An 18787-nucleotide genomic window follows, 5' to 3' on the forward strand; every position below is an offset into this window, starting at 1 on the left:
CTTCCCGCCCCATGATCCCGCCCAACGGAACGGGAGCGCGTGTCATGGCGAAGTTCGGCCTCAGCCAGAGCCTGCGTCGGGTCGAGGACCCCCGCCTCCTTCGTGGCGGCGGGCGCTACACGGACGACCTGGTCCCGCAGGGCGTCGCCCCCGGCGCCGCCATCGGCCACATCCTCCGCTCCCCCCACGCCCATGCCCGCATCCTGTCCATCAGCACCGAGGCCGCGAAGGCGATCCCCGGAGTCCTCGCGATCCTGACCGGAGAGGACTGGACGGCCGAAGGGCTGAACGAGATCCCCTGCGCCATCCCCATGAAGAACCGGGACGGCAGCCCCCGCGGCAACACCCCGCGCGGCGCGCTGGCCCAGGGGATGGTGCGCCATGTCGGCGACCCCGTGGCCTTCATCGTGGCCGAATCCCACGCCGCCGCCCGCGATGCGGCGGAGGCGATCGAGGTGGAGTACGAGAGCCTCCCCTCCGCCACGGACCTCGCCACCGCCACCGATCCCGGCCAGCCCCAGGTCTGGCCGGACATCGCGAACAACACCGTCTTCGACTGGGAGACCGGCAACCGCGAGGAGACGGACCGCCTCTTCTCGCAGGCCGCCCACGTCACCACCGTCCGTATCGTCAACAACCGGATCGTCGTCGCCTCGATGGAGGGCCGCGCCGCGATCGCGGAGTACGACGAGGGCTACGACCGCTTCACCCTGCACGCCGGCACGCAGGGAAGCTGGGCACTGAAGAGCACCCTCGCCGGCGTCTTCGGCATCGACAAGGAGAAGCTCCGCGTCGTTACCCACGACGTGGGCGGCGGCTTCGGGATGAAGATCTTCACCTATCCCGAATACGCGCTCTGCATGATGGCGGCCCGCCGCCTCGGCCGCCCCGTGCGCTGGACCAGCGAGCGGACGGAGGCCTTCCTCTCCGACACCCACGGCCGCGACAACATCACCACCGGCCAGCTCGCGCTCGACGTCGACGGCAAGTTCCTGGCGATGCGCACGAAGAACATCGCCAACATGGGCGCCTACCTCTCCACCTACGGCCCCTTCATCCCCACCGCCGCCGGCACGAAGGTCCTCGCCAGCGTCTATGGCTTCCAGGCCATCCATGCGAACGTCATTGGCGTCGTCACCAACACCACGCCGGTGGACGCCTATCGCGGCGCCGGCCGTCCGGAATCCAACTACATCGTGGAACGCCTGATCGACGCCGCCGCGCGCGAGACGGGGATCGACCGCGTGGAGCTGCGCCGCCGCAACATGGTGCCCTCCTCCGCCATGCCGCACACCACCCCGGTCGGCCAGACCTATGATTCCGGCGAGTTCGCGCAGGTCATGGACCACGCCCTGTCCCTGATGGACTGGAACGGCTTCCCCGCCCGCCGCGCCGCCTCCGCCGCCGCCGGCAAGCGCCGCGGCATCGGCATGGCCTACTACCTGGAAGCCACAGGCGGCTCCGACAGCGAGCGCGCCGAGGTCCGCTTCGCGGCCGATGGCGGCGTGGAGGTCCTCGTCGGCACCCAGTCCACCGGCCAGGGTCACGAGACCGCCTACGTCATGATCACCGCCCATGAACTGGGCATCCCGCTGGAGAAGATCCGCGTCATCCAGGGCGATTCCGACGAGATCCCGACGGGCGGCGGCACCGGCGGCGCCCGCTCCCTCTACTCGGAGGGAACCGCCCTCCTCGCCACCACCGCTACCGTAATCGAGAAGGGCCGCCAGGCCGCCAGCGAAGCCCTGGAAGCTTCCCCCGCCGATATCGAGTTCACCGATGGCCGCTTCGCCATTGCCGGCACCGACCGCGCCATCGGCATCCTCGACCTCGCCCGCACCCAGCGGGAGCGTGCCGCGCGCGGCGAGCCGGCCACCCTACTGGACGCGGCGGAAGTCGCCGCCATCCCCCGCCACACCTTCCCCAACGGCTGCCACATCGCCGAGGTCGAAGTGGACCCGGAGACCGGCACCGTCACCATCCCCCGCTACGTCGTCACCGACGATGTCGGCCACGCCCTGAACCCCCTGATTGTCCGCGGTCAGGTCCATGGCGGCGTCGCCCAGGGCATCGGGCAGGCGATCCTGGAGCGCACGGCCTATGATCCGGAGAGCGGGCAGCTCATCTCCGCCTCCTTCATGGACTACGCCCTGCCCCGCGCCGGCGACCTGCCGCCGATCGAGGTGGAGTTCGTCTCCGTTCCCTGTCTCACCAACCCGCTCGGGGTGAAGGGCGCGGGCGAAGCCGGGGCCGTGGGCTCTCCGCCCGCGCTGATGAACGCGCTCGTGGACGCCCTCTCCCCGGACGGCGTCACCCATCTCGACATGCCCGCCACGCCGGAGGTGGTCTGGAAGGCGCTGGAGATGTCCCGCGCCGCCTGACGACGCGGCGCCGCCGTCATGGGAACGCCCCGGGCTGGCCCGGGGCGGCCCTCCCAAAAGCGGCCCCTCGCCTCCTAGCGCATCGCGACCACCGGCCCGGCCACGGCCCGCGCCGCGGACGGGGCATTCAGGAAGGTCACGCCGGTAACCCGGAAGCCCTCTCCCTGCCAAGCCATCTCGAAGGCCACCCCGCCGTCCTCGTTCCGCGGCCCGTATTCCAGCCGGAAGGAGGCCAGCCCCACCGCCCGCGCGGAGCGCAGGGAGGAGAGCGCCACGGCCGGCCCGTCCTCGCGCCCACCGCGCCGGCGCGCCCCTAGCCAAGCGGACATCCCCTCCGGCCGCGCCCAGGATTCCGCCATCCGGTCCGCCAGGGCCGAAAGATAGCGCCGCGCCCCGCCGGTCTCGTCCTCCGGCACCTCCGCCGCCAATCCGGCGCGCAGGCTGGCCAGGGTCGATGGCGCGTCGACCTGCCGCAGCAGCCCCGGCGCATCCCCCTGCCCGATTGGCAGGGAGAGCCGCACACCCAGCAGCCAGGGCAGCACCAGCCACCCCGCCAGCAGCATCGCCGCCGCCATGGCAGCGAGACCAACCTGCATCAGAGGACGCAACCGGATCCGGGGGCGCACCTTCCGCGCCTGTTCCGCCTCCCAGGGTCTGGGCCAGCCCCTGGCATCAACACCCGTCGCCTTCGTCCCGGGTCTCGGCACGGCACCGCCCCGGACAGCTCGGGGTGCCTCCAGCGTCCGCTCCGCCTGCCGGGCGTCGTACTCCGCCCAGACTTCCTCCCAGATCGCTGCCCGCTGATCGGCCTGCATGGCACCAGTCCCGTCCGTCTCAGGAACGGCGCGATCCTGGCGCCTCGTCTCTTTTTTTGAGACTGACGCGAGAGCTCTGACTGAACCGTTAATGTCTCAATGGGCGAGACGATTTCTCGATCACGTGACCGCGCGAAGGTCTCCCTCCAGCCGCCCCAATACTGCGGCCAGCGCCGCCACCATGCCGGCCGCCTGCGCATCCGGCCCCAGCGGCCGATCCGGGGGCACGGGAACCGTCGCGGTCTCCGCGTACTGCCCTACAACCCGCGTGCCGAACTGGCTGGTGTCCCGCAGCACCACCACGGTCATGGAGCACACCGCCACCCCACGCCCGAGATCGACGTGCAACGCCACCAGTTCGCTCTCCATCGTCAGATCAACGGCCCCGCGCGTGCCGGGCGCCAGCACGGCGGCGAAGAGGCCGGCATCCACCAGCCAGCGCCGCAGCGAGTCCTCCGCCGCCTCGGCGGGCGGTGCGGTCCACTCGGCATAGTACTCCGTCGCCTCCGTCCCATCCGGCCGGATGGATCGCAGCAGCCGCCCGTCCATCCCCGCCGCCGCGCGCGTCAGCCGCATCAGCAAAGTCTTCTTCCCGCGCGCGCCCCGCGGCCCCATGGCGGACATCCCCGCCATGGAAGGTCCAGGCCGCCGCGGCGCCAGCGGATAGCGCCGCGGCTCCACGTAGTCCTGATTCAGCACGGAACACGCCCCCAGCGCCGTCACTGCCGGGGCCAGCGCCGCCGCGCCCAGAAGCATCCTTCGCCGCATCACCGCCTCTCCCTCGTCCAGGCCGGCGCCGGCGGGGGCGGCGCCAGAACGGCGGCCCCCGGGGATCGCCGCAACATCTCCGTCGTGTCCCGCAGGTTGCCGGACGACGCGCGCAGGTCGCGCAGCGTCGGCGTCAGGTCCACGTTCACGTCGCCCACCAGGTTGTTGATCGCGCGCGCGGCCGATTCCACCTGCGCAACCGCGGCCGGCAGGCGCTGCATTCCCTGCTGAATCTGCTCCAGCGCCCGGTTCGCGTTCTGCACGGTGCCCCGCACCTCGCGCCCGTTGATCAGCGCACGGGCATCCGCCACCGTTCCCCGAAGTTCGGTGGACAGGGCGGGCAGGTTCAGATCCGTCACCGTCCGCTGCAGCGTTTCCAGAGTCTCCCGCGCCGCGCGGCTCGCCTGCGCCACGTCGCCGTCATTCACCTGCCGCCGCAGGTCCACCAGCAGCCCGGCCATGTCGCCGAGAATCTGCTCGATCGGCAAATTGCTGATCCGCTGCGCCAGCTGCTCCGCCACGCTCGTCACCTGCGCGATGGTGGATGCAATGGCGGGGATCACCGGATAAGCCGGCTTCCAGGGAACCTCCTCAACGGGAAAGCGGTCGGCATCGACGAAGTCGAGCTCCAGGTACCCCACGCCGGTGATGCCCGTGGAGGCCAGCCGCGCCCGCAGGCCGTTCTGCACCGCCTTCTCGATATCCGCCTGCTCCCGCAACCGGGAAAGGTCGAGCGCGAAGCGCACGATCACCCGCTGGTAGGCGGAGGAGAAGGCGCCCGGCGGCGGCGCATACTCGGCCGCGACAAGGTTGACCTCCCGCACCTCGCCGAGCTGCACGCCGCGGAACCGCACGGCGGTGCCGACGCTCAGCCCCTGCACGCTCTCGCGGATATAGGTCTCGAAGGTTTCGGTATTCCGGCCGAGCTTTCCGGCCGTGAAGAAGAGCACGAAGCCCACCCCCACCCCGAGCCCGACGAGGATGAGGATGCCGACGCGCAGGTAGAGCCCGCGGGAGGAAACCGCCATCCTACGCCGTCTCCCGCCGGAAGAACTTCCGCACCGTGTCGTTCGGCGGCTCGTCGCGCAAGCGCCGCGGATCGCCCTCGGCAATCATCCCCTGCGCCTCCTTGTCCAGCATGATGCAGCGGTCCCCGATCGCCAGGATCGACTGCAGCTCGTGCGTCACCACCACGAAGGTGGTGCCGAGGTCCCGCGCCAGGTCCTTGATCAACTCGTCCAGCCCCGCCGACGTCACGGGGTCTAGCCCCGCGCTCGGCTCATCGAGAAAAAGGACCGGCGGGTCCAGCGCCATGGCCCGCGCGATGCCGGCGCGCTTCGCCATGCCGCCCGAGATCTCCGCCGGCAGCCGGGAAGCGGCGTCGGAAAGCCCGACCAGCCCCAGCTTCACGCGCGCCACCGCCTCGCGCGCCTCGCGCGGCAGGTCGGTATGGGCCTCCAGCGGCAGCATCACGTTCTCCAGCAAGGTCATCGAGCCGAAGAGCGCGCCTGACTGCCACATGACGCCCAGCCGCCGCAGCAGGTTGCGCCGCGCCTCCCCCTCGGCCTCCGCCAGGTCGCCGCCGAGGATTGTCACGCGCCCCGCCGTCGGACGGTAGAGCCCGATCATCAGCTTCAGCAGCGTGGACTTACCGCAGCCCGAGCCGCCGAGGATGACGAAGACCTCGCCCCGCTTCACGTCGAAGGTCACGTCCCGGAACAGCACGCGCTGCCCGAAGCCCATGCTCACCTTCTCGGCCCGGATCACCGGCCGGCCACCCTCGGGCACTGCCATCACCAGCCCAGCCGGAAGAACATCACGGCGAAGATCCCGTCCAGCACCACCAGCGCCACGATCCCGCCCACCACCGCCGCCGTCGCCGCATCGCCCACCGCGCGCGGCCCGCTGCCCGCTTGCAGCCCGGCGCGGCACCCGATCCCCGCGATCACCAGCCCGAAGACCGCGGCCTTCCCCAGCCCCTGCAGCAGGTCCCAGAGCTGCACCCCGGCATGGAGCTGGTTGACCACGATCGCCAGCGGAAAGCCCCGCGCGATCATCACCAGGGTCATGCCCACCAGGCCGGAAAGGTCCATCAGCAGCGCCAGCACCGGCATGGCGATCGTCGCCGCGACCAGCCGCGGCAGCACCAGCAGCACCATTGGGTCGATCCCCATGATCCGCAGCGCGCTGACCTCCTCGTTCACCGTCATCGTGCCCAGCTCGGCCGCGAAGGCCGATCCCGTGCGCCCGGCCAGGACCACCGCCGCCAGCAGCGGTCCCAACTCGCGCAGGAGGGAGATGCCCACCAGCCGGGGCACGAAGATATCCGCCCCGTACTGCCGCATCGGCACGGCGGACTGGAAGGCCAGGATCACGCCGATCAGCACGCCCAGCAGCAGGATCAGCCCGAAGGCGCGCGTGCCCACCTCGTCCAGGTGCCGCAGCACGTCCGCCGCCCGCATGTCGCGCGGCCGCCGCGCCGCGTTCACCACGGTGGAGGCGGATTCGCCGAGGAACTCCGTGGAGTTCCCGACGCCCTTCACCCGCCCCACGCCCCAGGCGCCCAGCCGCCGGATCAGCCCCATGCGCGGCTTCTCCGGGGGCGGCGCGGGCGGCTTCGCCGAAGCCCCCCGGGCCCGCTCCAGCACCGCCGCCACGGGCTCGGAGGCCCCCTCGACCGAAACCTCCCCGCCTGCCCTCTCCTGCGCCGCCAGCACCAGGGCCGCGCCGCTCGTGTCCAGCCCCTCCAACCCGGAGAGGTCGATCCGCCGCGCCCCCTTGGCCGCCTCCTCCGCCTGCCGCCAGACATGCCCGGCCGAAAGGCTCGTCAGCCGCCCGGAGAAGCGCAGAGTGTCCCCCTCCCGCTCCACCCCCGGCGGCGGCCCATCCGTATCCTCGTCGGGCCCGGCATCCGAACCGGCAACGGCGCCCCCGGGCTCCGGCGCCCTGTCGGGCACCCGCCCCGGGCCCATGTCCTCCGCCGGGGGCAGCGCCGGGCTGCCGGGTTCGGGGGACCGCTCCGGCGCGCCTTCCGCTCGCTCCTCGCGCCGGTTCCCCGCGCCTTCCCCCACGGGAATGGCCGGGTCGGGCGGGTTCCGCTCCGCATCCCTCACGCAGGCCGCCTCACGGCCGCCGCCGCTTCGCGGGCCGCCCGCGCGCCGCTCTGCCAGGCGCCCGCCAGCGTGCCCGCCAGGCTCTCATGGCAGGCCTCGCCCGCCAGCATCAGCCGCCCACCGCCAAGAGGGGCCGAGAGAGCCGCCCGCGCCCCAGCCCGCCCCGGCCGCACCGCGGCATAGGAGCCGAGGGACCACGGGTCCGTCCCCCAGGAGGACGCCACCGCGTCCTCCCTGCGCAAGGCGCGCCCGGCCCGCGCGCCGAAAATCCCCCGCAGCTCCTGAAAAGCCTGGTCCACCAGCGCAGCCTCTCCTTCCCGCGCCAGATCCCAGGCCAGGGCCCCTCCCGCGAAGCCCTCCAGGTGATCCCGCCCGAAGGGCCAGGCGACGAAGGTCATCGCCCGCTCCCCCGGCTCCAGGCGCCGCTCGATCCCCCCGAAGGAGGGCAGGTCCAGCCGGTCCTCCCCGGACGCGCGGAGCCCCACCTTGCTCAGCAACCCCATCGGCAGGTCATGCACCGCCTGCGCCGTCCCGGCCGGCAGCGCCGGATCGAAGCGGATCGCGCCGGAGGCCAGCACCCCTGTCGAGACGGTCACCACGGCCGCCCGCGCCTCCATCACGCCGAAAGGACCTTCCGCCCGCACGCGCGACCCGCCCCAGGCGATGCGCTGCACCGGCGCTCCCAGGGTGACCGGAAGCCCCTCAGCCAGAACGGAGAGAAGGTGCCCGCACCCCTCCCGCGGCAGCAGGTTCGTGCCGTTCAGCAGGGTCGCCAAGTAGTCGTCCAGGTCGATCTCCCCCGCCTCCGCCGCCGCGATCACCGGGCCTTCCCAATGCGTCAGCGTGGCATCCCAGAAGCCGCCGCGCGGCGCCGCGTCGCGCAGGCTCCGCACCCCGCCCCGCGCCGCTGCCAGGGTCACGGCCGCGTGCCACTCCCCCTCGGCCCGGTCGTAATCCTGCATCTCCGCGGCCGTGGCCCAGCGGTCCCCCATCCACACGCGGGAGGAGCGCACGGAATCATGGTCGAACAGCTCCAGCCCCCGCGCCTCGGCGAGGGGCACCAGGGGATTGGCCTGCGCCGCGTGCAGCCAGGTCGCCCCCAGGTCCATCGGGAAGGAGGGATCGGTCAGCGCCCGCCCGCCGACCCGCCCACGCGCCTCCAGCACCCGGACCGTCAGCCCAAGGCCCATCGCCTCGCGCGCCGCCGCGATCCCCGCCGCGCCCGCCCCGACGACCAGAAGGTCGCAATCCCCCGACACCATCATGTCCCAGCGGTCATATCCGGCCAGGGTTTCCACTGCCCCGCGTCCCAGGGCCAGCCCCCAAGCAGCCGCCCATCGGCTTCGTGAAGCAGGAATCGGGCCTTTCCGCACCCGGCGTAACGCTCCGTCGCAGCCGGTATCGCAACCCCGCACCCCGGCCCATCATCCCCGCCCCAAAGGAATCGGATCCTCATGAACCCCACACGAGACCTCGAAGGCCGGCGCGCCCTCGTCATGGGCGGCAGCCGCGGCATCGGCCGCTCCATCGCCCTCGCCTTCGCTAGGGCCGGCGCCGCCGTGGCGATCTGCGCCCGCGGCGCCGAGACGCTGGAGGCCACCCGCGCCGAGATCGCCGCCGCTGGCAACGCGCCGACCTTCGCCGCCCCCTGCGACCTCTCGGACGCCGCCTCCATCGCCGGCTTCGTCCCGAAAGCGGCCGAGGCGCTCGGCGGCATCGACATCCTCGTCAACAACGCCTCCGGCTTCGGCCGGGCCGATGACGAGGAGAGCTGGGCCGCCTCCCTCTCGGTGGACGTCATGGCCGTCATCCGCGCCAGCCACGCCGCCCTGCCCTGGCTCGAGAGGTCGGGCGCGGGCGCCATCGTCAACATCGCCTCCATCTCCGCCCTCCGCGCGACGAAGCGGAACCCGCCCTATGCCGCGGCGAAGGCGGCGGTGATCCAGTACACCAGCAGCCAGGCACGGACCCTCGCGGCCAGGGGCATCCGCGCCAACGCCGTCTCTCCCGGCTCCATCGAGTTCCCCGGCGGCACCTGGGAGCGCCGGCGCACCGACGATCCCGCCCTCTACAACGGCACCCTGTCCCAGATCCCCTTCGGCCGCATGGGCCGGCCGGAGGAGGTGGCGGAGGCCGTCCTTTTCCTCGCCTCGGCGCGCGCGAGCTGGATTACCGGCCAGAGCCTCGTCGTCGACGGAGGCCAGCTGCTGGGTCCCTAAGCGCGGGAAACCCCTCCTTCACCTTTCCCGGCGAGCATGGCGGCCTTCCCTATCCGATTGGACCCGCCATGCCCCAAGCGCTCGGGTCGATCCGCACCCGGATCGGCCAGATCGGCATCGTCAACCGCCTGCTCATCGCGTCCCTCCTCGCCGTTGCCCTCGCCGTCGCCGCCGTCCAGGCCTGGACGATCCGCGGGGTGGCCGGCAGCGCGCGGGACGGGGTGCAGCGGAGCCTGGAGACGAACCTCGCCCTCGCGAAGGAGGAACTGGGCGCGCTCGGCACGGGCTGGCGCCTCGCCGACGGCGCGCTGACCCTCGGCGGCAGGCCCGCCGCCGACGGCGAGGAGCTGATGCGCCGCGTCACCGCCATCGCCGGCGGCACCGTCACCCTCTACGCCGGCGACAGGCCCGTCGCCTCCGGCGCCCCGAACCCCGCCCGGCTGGAGGAACCCGCGCGCCAGGCCGTGCTCCTTCGCGGAGAGACGCTCCGCGGCACCGCGACCATCGCCGGCACCCCGCACGCCACGCTGCAGGAGCCGATCCGCGATGCGGAAGGCCGCACCCTCGGCGTCCTCTCGGTCGCCTATCCAACGGCCGGGGCCGACGCGATGGTGCGGCGCCTGATCGCGGAGAGCGCGGGCGCCGGCCTTCTCGTCATCCTCGTCGTCGGCGCGGCGCGCTGGTTCATCCTCCGCTCCACCATGCGCCCGCTGAGCACCCTCGCCACCGCCGTCCGCGCCATCGCGGAAGGCGACCTGGGCCGCCCCGCCCCCTGCGCCGACCGCACGGACCAGCTCGGCGAGATCGGGCGCGCGGTGGAGACGCTGCGCGAATCCGCCCTCCGCACCCGCGCCCTGGAAGCCCAGGTGAACGGGGAGCGCGCGGCGAAGGATCGGCGCCAGGAGGCAATGGACCGGCTCACCCAGGATTTCGGCACCTCCGTCTCCGGCGTGCTCTCCTCCCTCGGCCGCACGGCGGAGGCGATGCGCGGCACGGCCGGCGAGATGGCGGAGGCCGCCACCCGCACCCGCGAGGACATCGCCTCCACCGCCGAGGACGCCGAGACCTCCTCCCGCAGCCTCGCCCAGGTCGCGGCCGCCACGGAGGAGATGAGCGCCAGCGTGAACGAGATCGCGCGCCAGGTGACGGAAGCCGCCACCGCCGCGCGCGCCGCGGTGGAACAGGCCCGCAGCACAGACACCACCGTGCAGGGGCTGAGCGCCGCCGCCGAGGCGATCGGCGACGTGGTGCGGCTGATCAGCGACATCGCCGGCCAGACCAACCTGCTGGCGCTGAACGCCACCATCGAGGCCGCCCGCGCCGGCGAAGCGGGCCGCGGCTTCGCGGTGGTGGCGAGCGAGGTAAAGACCCTGGCCGCCCAGACCGCCCAGGCGACGGGGCGCATCGGCGACCAGATCGCCGCCATCCAGGCCGCCTCGGGCGAGGCGGTGCGCGCCGTGCGCGGCGTGGCCGGCGCGATCGACCGCGTGAGCGACGTGGCCGCCGCCATCGCGGAGGCCGTGGACCAGCAGGGCGCCGCGACGCGGGAGATCGCCTCCCAGGTCCAGCACGTCGCCCGCAGCACGGACAACGCCACCCGGGCGATGCGGGACGTGACCGCCCTGGCGGAGCGGTCCGGCGCCGCCGGCGGGGCCGTGCTGGACACCTCCGGCGAGGTCTCCGGCCTCTCCCGCAGTCTGCGCGAGGAGGTGGACCACTTCCTGGCGGCGATGCGGAGCAGCGAGACGAACGGGGACCGCCGCCGCTACGAAAGGGTCGACGGCCGCCGCACGCCCGTGCGGCTGCGCTGCGCGACGCACGGCACCTTCGACACCGTGCTGAACGACATCTCCCTGGGCGGCGCGGCCCTGCCCTGCGACTGGCCCTGCGAGATCGGCGCGGAGGTACTGCTGGATCTGCCCGGCGCGGAGGGCCCGGCCAGGGCCCGCGTCGTCTCGGTCCGCGAAGGCCTGCTCGCCATTGCCTTCCGCCAGGACCCCGCGACGATCGAGCGGGTGGGCCGCATCCTGGACCGCCTCGGCGCCGAGCCGGCGGTCCGGCGCGCCGCCTGAACCGGAAAGGGCCCGCGCATCGGCGCGGGCCCCCTTCCCATCAGTCCAGCGAAGCGCCGGATTCCTCGACAAGCCGCTTCCACAGCTGGTCCTGCTGCTTCAGGTACTCGCCATAGGCCTCCGGCGTCTCGTCCCAGGCCGGGGTGAAGCCCTGCGGCTCCATCCGGCCCTTGAAGTCGTCGGACTTCACCACCTGCAGCAGCGCCGCGTGCAGCTTGTCCACCACCGGCCGCGGCGTGCCGGCCGGCAGGTTCACCGCGTACCAGCTCTGCATGTCGATGTTGGAGCCGGGCAGCAGCTCCTTCATGCTGGGCACGTCGCGCAGCTCCGGCACGTAGGTGATGCGCTCCGCGCTGCCCACGGCCAGCGGGCGGAACTTGCCCTCGCGCACGTTCGGCATCGCCGCGGGGATCACGTCGAACATCATGTCGATGTTCCCCGCCAGCAGGTCCGCGAAGGCAGGCCCGCCGCCACGATACGGCACATGGGTGATGTCCACGCCCGCCGCCTTCGCGACGGTGGAGATGGTGATGTGGCTGACCGTGCCGGTGCCGGAGGACCCCATGGTCAGCTTGCCCGGATCCTTCTTCGCCGCCGCGATCAGCTCGCCGAAGGTCTTCCAGGGCCGGTTGGCGTTCACGATCAGCAGCACCGTGCCCGTCGTCACCCGCGTCACCGGCGCCAGGTCGCGCAGCGGCTCCAGCGGCATGGAACGGCGATACAGGTATTTGTTGGCCGCCATGATGGAGACGGAGGTGAGAAGGATCGTGTAGCCGTCCTTCTCGCTGCGGGCCACGAAGTCCGCGCCAATATTGCCGCCCGCGCCGCCGCGGTTGTCCACCACCACGTTCTGCCCGAGGATGCCCTGCAGCCGCTCCGCCAGCAGCCGCCCCGTCAGGTCCACGGCGCCGCCCGGCGCGTAGGGCACCACGATGCGCGGCGGCCGCGCGGGCCAGTTGGTGCCCTGGGCAAGGGCGGAAGGCGCCAGGGCCGGCAGGCCGAGCGGCGCAACGGCCGCGGCGCCCAGCAGGGCGCGTCGAGTTGGGAGCATGGAACCTCTCCGGATTCGTGAAGCGGCCGTCATGTCGCCCCGCAAGCGCGGCGGGGCAACCCCCGGAACCTTGTCCAACCGCCCCGCCGACCCAAGAAAGGGGCATGCCCGATCTCCTAGCGCCTCCCGATGAGCGCCCCTGCATCAAGGTCTGCGCGTACGATGACAGCACCGAATGGTGCCTCGGCTGCGGAATGACGAAGCCTGAGAAGAAGGCCTGGAAGCGCGCCCCGGAATACCGCGCCGCCATCCACGCCAACCTGCCCACCCGGATGGCGGCCATGGCGGCTGCCGGCCATCGCACCGGCCCCGCGGCCGGGAAGAAGCGCTAGCGCCGCGCCGAGAGCGCGTGGATCAGCACCGCCGCCGCGACGGAAACATTCAGGCTCTCAACCCGCCCCGATCCCGGCAGCGTCACCTGCATGTCGCAGGCCGCCGCCGTGGCCGGGCTCACCCCCTGCTCCTCATTCCCCAGCACCAGGGCCACGCAGCCCCCCGCCGGCCGGCGGGCCAGCACCGCCTCCGGCGAGGCCCCGCCGGAGGACACCGCGGCCACGGTCAACACCCCCATGGCAGGCAGCGCGGCGGCCAAGTCCGGCGCGGTCCAGAGGCTCAGCACCTCGAGCCCGCCCTCGCTCGTCCGCCAGGCCGCGTCCGACAGCCCGGCCTGCCGCGGATCGCCCGACAGCACCATCCCGATGCAACCGAAGAAGGCCGCGGACCGCGCGATGGCCCCCAGGTTATGCGGGTTGGAAACCCCATCCAGCACAGGCAGCACCGGCGCCGTCCGCAGCGCCGCCGGCAGGGGCAGCACCACCGGCGCCACCCGCCGCCGCGCCACCACCGCCACGATGCCCCCGTGATGCACCGTGCCCGCCACCCGGGCCAGCTCCTCCTCCCCCACCTCGCGATAGGGCTTCCGCGCCTCCGCCAGCACCGCGCAGAAGGGGTTCGCCTCCCGCCGGCGGGATGGCAGGTGGAACAGCCGCAGCACGTCCCGCGGCCGGCGGGAGAACACGGCCGAGACAGCGGCCAGCCCGCAGATCCGGTCCGGCTCCGGCGGGCGCGGCGGCCGGGGGGCTGGGTTCGGGGCGAAGGGCGGGGCACGATCCATGGCCCGCATCAACGCCGCCCCCCGCCGGGGGTCAAGCACACCCCTTCCCCGCCCACCCCCGCCATGCAATTTTCCGCGCCCTTCGCCCACAGGGCGCAGAAGGAGAGAGAAACAATGGCCGGCGTCTTCTGGCATCTCGGCAACTGGTCCACCGAGGAGCCCAAGGTCCTCGGCCCCATGGACCACGCCTTCTGGCTGGGATCGGTGATCTTCGACGGTGCCCGCGCCATCCGCGGCACCGTGCCGGATCTGGATCTGCACTGCCGCCGCTGCGTCCAATCCGCCCGCAACATGCGGATGAACCCCACCATGACCGCCGACGAGATCGAGGCGCTCTGCCGCGAGGGCGTCCGCCGCATGGGCCCGGATGCGGAACTCTACATCCGCCCGATGTTCTTCGTCCGCCGCGGCCTCGGTGCCTCCCAGCCCGATCCGGACAGCACGGAGTTCATCCTCTCCATCTACGATTCCCCCCTGCCCCCGCCCACGGGCTTCTCCGCTATCACCGCCCCCTTCCGTCGCCCCGCCCCCGACCAGGCGCCGACCGACGCCAAGGCCAGCGCCCTCTACCCCAACGGCGCCCGCGCGGCCGCCTGGGCAAGGGAGCACAGCTACGAATGGGCCGTGATGCTGGACCCCGACGGCAACGTCGCCGAGTTCTCCGCCGCCAACCTCATGATGGTGAAGGACGGGGTGGTGTTCACCCCGAAGGCGAACGGCACCTTCCTTGCCGGCATCACCCGCGCGCGGATCATGGAACTGCTGCGAGGCGCCGGCCGCGAGGTGCGGGAACAGATCGTCACGGAACAGATGCTCCAGGACGCCGACGAGATCTTCGCCACCGGCAACTTCGGCAAGGTCCAGCCCTGCACCCGTTACGGCACCCACGACATGCAGCCCGGCCCCGTCGCCGCCGAGGCCCGCCGCCTCTATTTTGAGTTCGCCGAGACCGCCCGCATCATCCCACGCCAGGCCTGACCGCCGGTCCGCAGGGCGAAACGCGCCTTTCCGCCCCGCGGAACCGGAGCCAGGAACCATCGTTCACGCCTTGCCGGCCGCCCATGCGGGCCGCCGGAGGAGGTGCCGGACGACCTATGCCGAGGGATGACAGCCTCCCCGCATCCACGACGGAACGGGCCAGGGCGGAAGCCGCGCGCCCCCGCGCCGCCCGGATCGGCCTCGCCGCCATCGGCATCCTCCTCGTCGGCTGGATCGCCTACCGCCAGGTCGCGGTCGTCCCTGGCCCTGGCCAGATGCTCCTTATCGGCCATGGCGGGGAGGTGACGCGGATCCTCGGCCCCGGGCAGTGGGGCCTGCTCAACCCTTTCAGCCAGAGCGTCCGGCCCTACGACATGGCGCTGCTCGCCTCGGACCGCTCCGCCCCGGACCGCGGCATGCCCGCCCTCAGCGCGGAGGGCCACGCCCTCACCCTCTTCGGCACCGCCTACTGGCATGAGGGGAACGAGGACGACCTGCGCTGGCGCTATGCCCATATCCGCGCGGGCGTGGATGCGATGCCGGCCCTCATGGCCGCCTCCATCCAGACCGTCATGGGCCGCCACCCCATGGAGGAGATCATCCGCAACGCCTCCGCCATCGGGCGGGAACTGACGGACGACCTCAAGGCCCGCGCCCGCGCTCTCATCCGGGTGGACGTCAATGAATTCGCCCTCACCCGCATCGACCCCGGCGAGAGCTGGCGCGCGGTGGTGAGCGAGCGCGAAGGGGGCCGCGCCCGCGCCGCCTCCATCGCCGCCTCCCCCGCCATGTCCGGCGACAACCCCAACGCGCTGGACATGGAGCGGATCCGCCGCTGGGACGGTCGGGGCATCATCCCCGAGCGGCCGGGCCGCGCCGAACCCTGAGCCCCGCTTCCCGAACCGAAGGCGCCCAACACGCTGCGTTGAGTAACACCTGTACTACGCGACCCGCCGGACTTTCGGTAAAATCCCGCCCCATGAGCCAGGTCATCGCGCTCCGCGCCGTCACCCAAGGTCCGCTCCAGCCCAACGAGGTGGAGCACTACGCCAGCACCGGCTGGCTCGCCGCCCGCGGCCTCTTCACGCCGGAGGAAACCGCAGACATCTCGCGCTGGACGGACGAGCTGACGGCCGCGCCGGAAGTTCCCGGCCGCCATTGGGTCTATCGCGAGCCCAGCCTCATCCCCGGCGCCGCCCCGGTCATCCAGCGCATCGAGAACTTCTGCCCTTTCCACGAAGGCTTCGACCGCCTGGTGCGCGGCGGCGGCAAGCTGGAAGCCGCCTGCGCCCAGCTGATGGGCGGCCCCGTCGTGCTGTTCAAGGAGAAAATCAACTTCAAGATGCCGGGCGGCGCAGGCTTCGAGCCGCACCAGGACCAGCAGGCCGGCTGGTCCGCCTACGCCCCGCTCTTCATCACTGCCCTCGTCTGCATCGACCGCGCGACGGAGACGAACGGCTGCCTGAAGATGGCCGATGCCCCCCGCTTCGCCGGCCTGATCGGCGACGAGTGGAAGCCCCTCACCGCCGAACAGATGGCCGGCTTCGCCCTCACCTCCGTACCGACCGAGCCCGGCGACGCCCTGTTCTTCGACAGCTACGTCCCCCATGCCTCCGACCCGAACCTGACGTCGGAGGCACGGCGCATCCTCTATCTCACCTACAACCTCGCCTCGCAGGGCGACCACCGCGCGCGCTACTACGCCGACAAGCACGCCAACTTCCCCCCGGACGTGGAGCGGGTGCCCGGCCGGAACTATCGCTTCAGGGTCTGACGCCAGGACTGCTGGAAGCAGCCGGTCTTCCGACCTTCGCCGGGAGCAGCATATCCGCTCCAGGGCAACGGGCCAGACAAAGCGGAACATGCAATCGGCCTCACTCTCGGCCGCAGGTTCGACACCGCTTGGGCCGCTCGCCACCGGAGGTTCAGGAGGGGAAACCGACCCGCCTGACGCGCCGGCCTCATGCCCCCGGCTTCACCGTCGCCGCATCTGGGCGCGAGCGGCCACCCCACTCTCGGTGCGGAGCCGCTGAAGCGGAGGCATGAAGTCTGGTCGGGCAGGTCGGCCGCCACGGATCCCGGGCGCTCTCCCGCCGGGTTTACTGCATCACGAAGACATAAGGTGACACCCGGAGGCAGGATTGTTAACTGCGCGTCCCGATGCCAGCTCAGCACACCCTCCACGTCGCCCTGACCGAGCCACTGGTGAGGTACATCAACGAGCAGGTCGCATCCGGGCGCTATGTCACCGCGAGCGAGGTGGTCCGCGCCTCCCTCCGCCTCTTGATCGAGCGGGATGCGGCTGAGGCGCGGCGTCCCGCGCCGGCCGGACAGATCGCGAATGACTGAGGTGGTGAGGGGCGAGAACTCCGAGTCTACCGCGATGGGTGCTCCTGCGGCCGACCGCGGCCTGCATCATCGCCTAGGTCAGCAGAAGCTCCTCGCCGAGCTGGGAGCCTATGCCCTACGCGGCACCAGCCTCGATACCTTGCTACAGGAGGCGACCCGCCTGATCGCGCTCGGTCTGCGGACCCGCTTCTCGAAGGTCATGGAGTACCTGCCCGGCGAGGATCGGCTCCTCGTGCGCGCCGGGGTCGGCTGGCGGGAGGGTATCGTCGGGCATTACCGGACGGGTGCCGACCTCGCGGCGCCGACCGGTTATACGTTCAGGACCGGGGAGCCCGTCATCTCCAGCCACCTGGCATGCGAGGGCCGGTTCAGGACGCCACAGCTTCTTCTCGATCACGGCATCCGGCGGGCCATGAACGTGGTCATCCGCACGGACGGCGGTGCCTGGGGAGTGCTGGAGGCCGACAGCTCAAATCCAGAGGACTTCGTCGGCGACGATCTCGCCTTCATGCAGGGTGCCGCGAACCTCCTGGGCCTGGCGATCGGGCGCATGTGCACCGAGATGTCGCTCGGAGCCTCCCTGACCCGGACGAACGAGATCCTGGAGAGCATCAGCGACGCCTTCTACGCTGTCGACCACGAGTGGCGCTTCACCTACGTCAACCACCGGGCTGAGGAATGGTGGGGGCGGAGGCGGGAGGACCTGATCGGGAAGGTCTACTGGGAGGAGTTCCCGCAGGCCGTCGGCAGCGAGGCCTATGAGGCGCACCTCCGCGCCGCCCGCGAGCGGCGGCTGGTCCAGGTGGAGGTGGTTTCACCCATCCTCCATCACTGGGTGGACGTCAGCATCTATCCCAGCGAGCATGGCCTCTCCGTCTACTTCCGGGACATCTCGGAGCGCAGGACCGCCGAGAGAGCGCTCCGTGAGAGCGAGGAGCGTTACCGCCTCGCCGTCCGCGCCACCAACGATGCCATCTGGGACTGGGATCTCCAGCAGGATCGGATCGAGTGGAACGAGGCGCTCCACGACGCCTACGGTTACCGGCCGGAGGATGTCGATCCCGCTGGCGGATGGTGGATCGGGCACATCCATCCCGAGGACCGGGAGCGCATCACCCGTTCCATCCACGAGGTGATCGACGGCACGGCCAACCGCTGGTCGGACGAGTACCGCTTTCAACGGGCCGATGGCTCCTACGCCGACGTGCTGGACCGCGGCTTCATGGTGCGCGGGCCGAATGGCGAGCCCCTTCGGATGATCGGCGCCATGCTCGACGTGACGGAGCGGCTGCGGTCGGAGCGTGACCTGCGTCAGCTGAACGAGCACCTCGAAGTTGAGGCGGTCCGCCGGGCGGAGCAGTTGCGCCTCAACGAGGAAGCGCTCCGGCAATCCCAGAAGCTGGAGGCCGTCGGACAGCTGACCGGCGGCGTCGCGCACGACTTCAACAACCTGCTGACGATCATCCGCTCCTCGGCCGACCTCCTTCGTCGCCCCGACCTGCCGGACGAGCGGCGCCAGCGCTACGTCGAGGCGATCTCGGACACGGCCAGCCGGGCGGCCAAGCTCACGAGCCAGCTGCTCGCCTTCGCGCGCCGCCAGCCGCTCAGGCCCGAGGTGTTCCTCGTCGGGGACCGGATCCAGGCAGTCACGGATCTGATCCGGCCGCTGGTCGGGGCACGCATCACGATCGAGGCGGCGATCGAGTGCGAGGACTGTGCCGTCGAGGCCGACCCGAACCAGTTCGAGACGGCCCTGGTCAACCTTGCCGTGAACGCGCGCGATGCGATGGACGGTGCAGGACGCCTAGGTAGGGAACCCAAACAACTCTCTACGTTCGTTGGCGTTTTTGTCTCCTGATCGGGTTTGGCTGATCAGGAGGTGGACATGGCGCGTTTGTTCTGGCTGTCTGATGAGGCCTGGGCGGCC

The 18787-nt window shown here is 71.8% G+C and carries 17 protein-coding genes; 9 read left to right on the top strand and 8 right to left on the bottom strand.

Translation table 11 applies throughout. The features are described 5' to 3' along the window. Positions 1 to 44: 44 nt before the first annotated feature. The gene (locus J5Y10_RS11500; protein ID WP_209373631.1) at positions 45 to 2381 is read left to right on the top strand and encodes a xanthine dehydrogenase family protein molybdopterin-binding subunit; all 2337 of its coding nucleotides are present in this window, start codon (positions 45 to 47) and stop codon (positions 2379 to 2381) included. A gap of 74 nt (positions 2382 to 2455) precedes the next feature. Here the strand turns inward: J5Y10_RS11500 and J5Y10_RS11505 are convergent, their stop codons facing one another. The 6 genes from J5Y10_RS11505 to J5Y10_RS11530 all read right to left on the bottom strand — a co-directional run bounded on the left by J5Y10_RS11505 (position 2456) and on the right by J5Y10_RS11530 (position 8375). Beyond that, complete coding sequence (locus J5Y10_RS11505; RefSeq protein WP_209373632.1) at positions 2456 to 3196, bottom strand: hypothetical protein; 741 nt, start codon at positions 3194 to 3196, stop codon at positions 2456 to 2458. A gap of 120 nt (positions 3197 to 3316) precedes the next feature. Next, positions 3317 to 3964 carry a hypothetical protein gene (locus tag J5Y10_RS11510; protein WP_209373633.1) on the bottom strand — a complete coding sequence of 216 codons (648 nt, stop codon included), beginning with the start codon at positions 3962 to 3964 and terminating at the stop codon, positions 3317 to 3319. Continuing rightward, on the bottom strand, positions 3964 to 4992 hold the full coding sequence (locus tag J5Y10_RS11515; protein WP_209373634.1) for an MlaD family protein: 1029 nt from the start codon (positions 4990 to 4992) through the stop codon (positions 3964 to 3966). Before J5Y10_RS11515 ends, J5Y10_RS11510 begins: the two co-directional genes overlap by 1 nt. A 1-nt stretch (position 4993) precedes the next feature. Further along, complete coding sequence (locus tag J5Y10_RS11520) at positions 4994 to 5758, bottom strand: ABC transporter ATP-binding protein (RefSeq protein ID WP_209373635.1); 765 nt, start codon at positions 5756 to 5758, stop codon at positions 4994 to 4996. Continuing rightward, positions 5758 to 7077, bottom strand: a complete 1320-nt coding sequence (locus J5Y10_RS11525) for an ABC transporter permease (RefSeq protein ID WP_342452897.1) — start codon at positions 7075 to 7077, stop codon at positions 5758 to 5760. The genes J5Y10_RS11520 and J5Y10_RS11525 overlap by 1 nt, the downstream gene beginning before the upstream one ends. Then, complete coding sequence (locus tag J5Y10_RS11530; protein WP_209373636.1) at positions 7074 to 8375, bottom strand: flavin monoamine oxidase family protein; 1302 nt, start codon at positions 8373 to 8375, stop codon at positions 7074 to 7076. The genes J5Y10_RS11525 and J5Y10_RS11530 overlap by 4 nt, the downstream gene beginning before the upstream one ends. Positions 8376 to 8531: 156 nt before the next feature. On the opposite strand from J5Y10_RS11530, the gene J5Y10_RS11535 reads away from it, so the two are divergent. Next, on the top strand, positions 8532 to 9296 hold the full coding sequence (locus tag J5Y10_RS11535) for an SDR family NAD(P)-dependent oxidoreductase (RefSeq protein WP_209373637.1): 765 nt from the start codon (positions 8532 to 8534) through the stop codon (positions 9294 to 9296). Between the two features lie 68 nt (positions 9297 to 9364). After that, positions 9365 to 11368 carry a methyl-accepting chemotaxis protein gene (locus tag J5Y10_RS11540; protein ID WP_209373639.1) on the top strand — a complete coding sequence of 668 codons (2004 nt, stop codon included), beginning with the start codon at positions 9365 to 9367 and terminating at the stop codon, positions 11366 to 11368. 40 nt (positions 11369 to 11408) lie between these two features. On the opposite strand, the gene J5Y10_RS11545 is transcribed toward J5Y10_RS11540, so the two are convergent. After that, complete coding sequence (locus J5Y10_RS11545) at positions 11409 to 12419, bottom strand: Bug family tripartite tricarboxylate transporter substrate binding protein (RefSeq protein ID WP_209373641.1); 1011 nt, start codon at positions 12417 to 12419, stop codon at positions 11409 to 11411. Between the two features lie 104 nt (positions 12420 to 12523). On the opposite strand from J5Y10_RS11545, the gene J5Y10_RS11550 reads away from it, so the two are divergent. Beyond that, a complete protein-coding gene (locus J5Y10_RS11550) occupies positions 12524 to 12751 on the top strand; it encodes a DUF1289 domain-containing protein (RefSeq protein ID WP_209373644.1) in 228 nt (75 codons plus the stop codon). Here the strand turns inward: J5Y10_RS11550 and J5Y10_RS11555 are convergent. Beyond that, entirely contained in the window at positions 12748 to 13533 is a 786-nt protein-coding gene (locus J5Y10_RS11555) for a TrmH family RNA methyltransferase (protein WP_209373646.1), read from the bottom strand. The genes J5Y10_RS11550 and J5Y10_RS11555 overlap by 4 nt on opposite strands. 114 nt (positions 13534 to 13647) lie before the next feature. Between J5Y10_RS11555 and J5Y10_RS11560 the strand changes: the two genes are divergently transcribed. The 5 genes from J5Y10_RS11560 (at position 13648) to J5Y10_RS11580 (ending at position 18718) form a co-directional block, all read left to right on the top strand. Continuing rightward, complete coding sequence (locus tag J5Y10_RS11560; RefSeq protein WP_209373648.1) at positions 13648 to 14511, top strand: branched-chain amino acid aminotransferase; 864 nt, start codon at positions 13648 to 13650, stop codon at positions 14509 to 14511. 116 nt (positions 14512 to 14627) lie between these two features. Then, complete coding sequence (locus tag J5Y10_RS11565; protein ID WP_209373650.1) at positions 14628 to 15398, top strand: SPFH domain-containing protein; 771 nt, start codon at positions 14628 to 14630, stop codon at positions 15396 to 15398. A 92-nt stretch (positions 15399 to 15490) separates the two neighbouring features. Then, positions 15491 to 16285: a phytanoyl-CoA dioxygenase family protein gene (locus tag J5Y10_RS11570; RefSeq protein ID WP_209373652.1), complete on the top strand. Its 795-nt coding sequence runs from the start codon at positions 15491 to 15493 to the stop codon at positions 16283 to 16285. Between the two features lie 386 nt (positions 16286 to 16671). Continuing rightward, the gene (locus J5Y10_RS11575) at positions 16672 to 16860 is read left to right on the top strand and encodes a type II toxin-antitoxin system ParD family antitoxin (RefSeq protein ID WP_209373654.1); all 189 of its coding nucleotides are present in this window, start codon (positions 16672 to 16674) and stop codon (positions 16858 to 16860) included. Between the two features lie 34 nt (positions 16861 to 16894). After that, positions 16895 to 18718: a PAS domain S-box protein gene (locus J5Y10_RS11580; protein WP_209373656.1), complete on the top strand. Its 1824-nt coding sequence runs from the start codon at positions 16895 to 16897 to the stop codon at positions 18716 to 18718. Positions 18719 to 18787 lie beyond the last annotated feature (69 nt).

This window comes from Roseomonas indoligenes (assembly GCF_017813365.1).
Lineage (GTDB): Bacteria > Pseudomonadota > Alphaproteobacteria > Acetobacterales > Acetobacteraceae > Roseomonas > Roseomonas indoligenes.

Excerpts from the sequence above, each read along its gene's own strand:
- J5Y10_RS11500 (WP_209373631.1), top strand. The coding sequence starts at position 45 with ATGGCGAAGTTCGGCCTCAGCCAGAGCCTGCGTCGGGTCGAGGACCCC.
- J5Y10_RS11505 (WP_209373632.1), bottom strand. The coding sequence starts at position 3,196 with ATGCAGGCCGATCAGCGGGCAGCGATCTGGGAGGAAGTCTGGGCGGAG.
- J5Y10_RS11510 (WP_209373633.1), bottom strand. The coding sequence starts at position 3,964 with ATGCGGCGAAGGATGCTTCTGGGCGCGGCGGCGCTGGCCCCGGCAGTG.
- J5Y10_RS11515 (WP_209373634.1), bottom strand. The coding sequence starts at position 4,992 with ATGGCGGTTTCCTCCCGCGGGCTCTACCTGCGCGTCGGCATCCTCATC.
- J5Y10_RS11520 (WP_209373635.1), bottom strand. The coding sequence starts at position 5,758 with ATGGCAGTGCCCGAGGGTGGCCGGCCGGTGATCCGGGCCGAGAAGGTG.
- J5Y10_RS11535 (WP_209373637.1), top strand. The coding sequence starts at position 8,532 with ATGAACCCCACACGAGACCTCGAAGGCCGGCGCGCCCTCGTCATGGGC.
- J5Y10_RS11540 (WP_209373639.1), top strand. The coding sequence starts at position 9,365 with ATGCCCCAAGCGCTCGGGTCGATCCGCACCCGGATCGGCCAGATCGGC.
- J5Y10_RS11545 (WP_209373641.1), bottom strand. The coding sequence starts at position 12,419 with ATGCTCCCAACTCGACGCGCCCTGCTGGGCGCCGCGGCCGTTGCGCCG.
- J5Y10_RS11550 (WP_209373644.1), top strand. The coding sequence starts at position 12,524 with ATGCCCGATCTCCTAGCGCCTCCCGATGAGCGCCCCTGCATCAAGGTC.
- J5Y10_RS11555 (WP_209373646.1), bottom strand. The coding sequence starts at position 13,533 with ATGGATCGTGCCCCGCCCTTCGCCCCGAACCCAGCCCCCCGGCCGCCG.
- J5Y10_RS11560 (WP_209373648.1), top strand. The coding sequence starts at position 13,648 with ATGGCCGGCGTCTTCTGGCATCTCGGCAACTGGTCCACCGAGGAGCCC.
- J5Y10_RS11565 (WP_209373650.1), top strand. The coding sequence starts at position 14,628 with ATGCCGAGGGATGACAGCCTCCCCGCATCCACGACGGAACGGGCCAGG.
- J5Y10_RS11570 (WP_209373652.1), top strand. The coding sequence starts at position 15,491 with ATGAGCCAGGTCATCGCGCTCCGCGCCGTCACCCAAGGTCCGCTCCAG.
- J5Y10_RS11575 (WP_209373654.1), top strand. The coding sequence starts at position 16,672 with ATGCCAGCTCAGCACACCCTCCACGTCGCCCTGACCGAGCCACTGGTG.
- J5Y10_RS11580 (WP_209373656.1), top strand. The coding sequence starts at position 16,895 with ATGGGTGCTCCTGCGGCCGACCGCGGCCTGCATCATCGCCTAGGTCAG.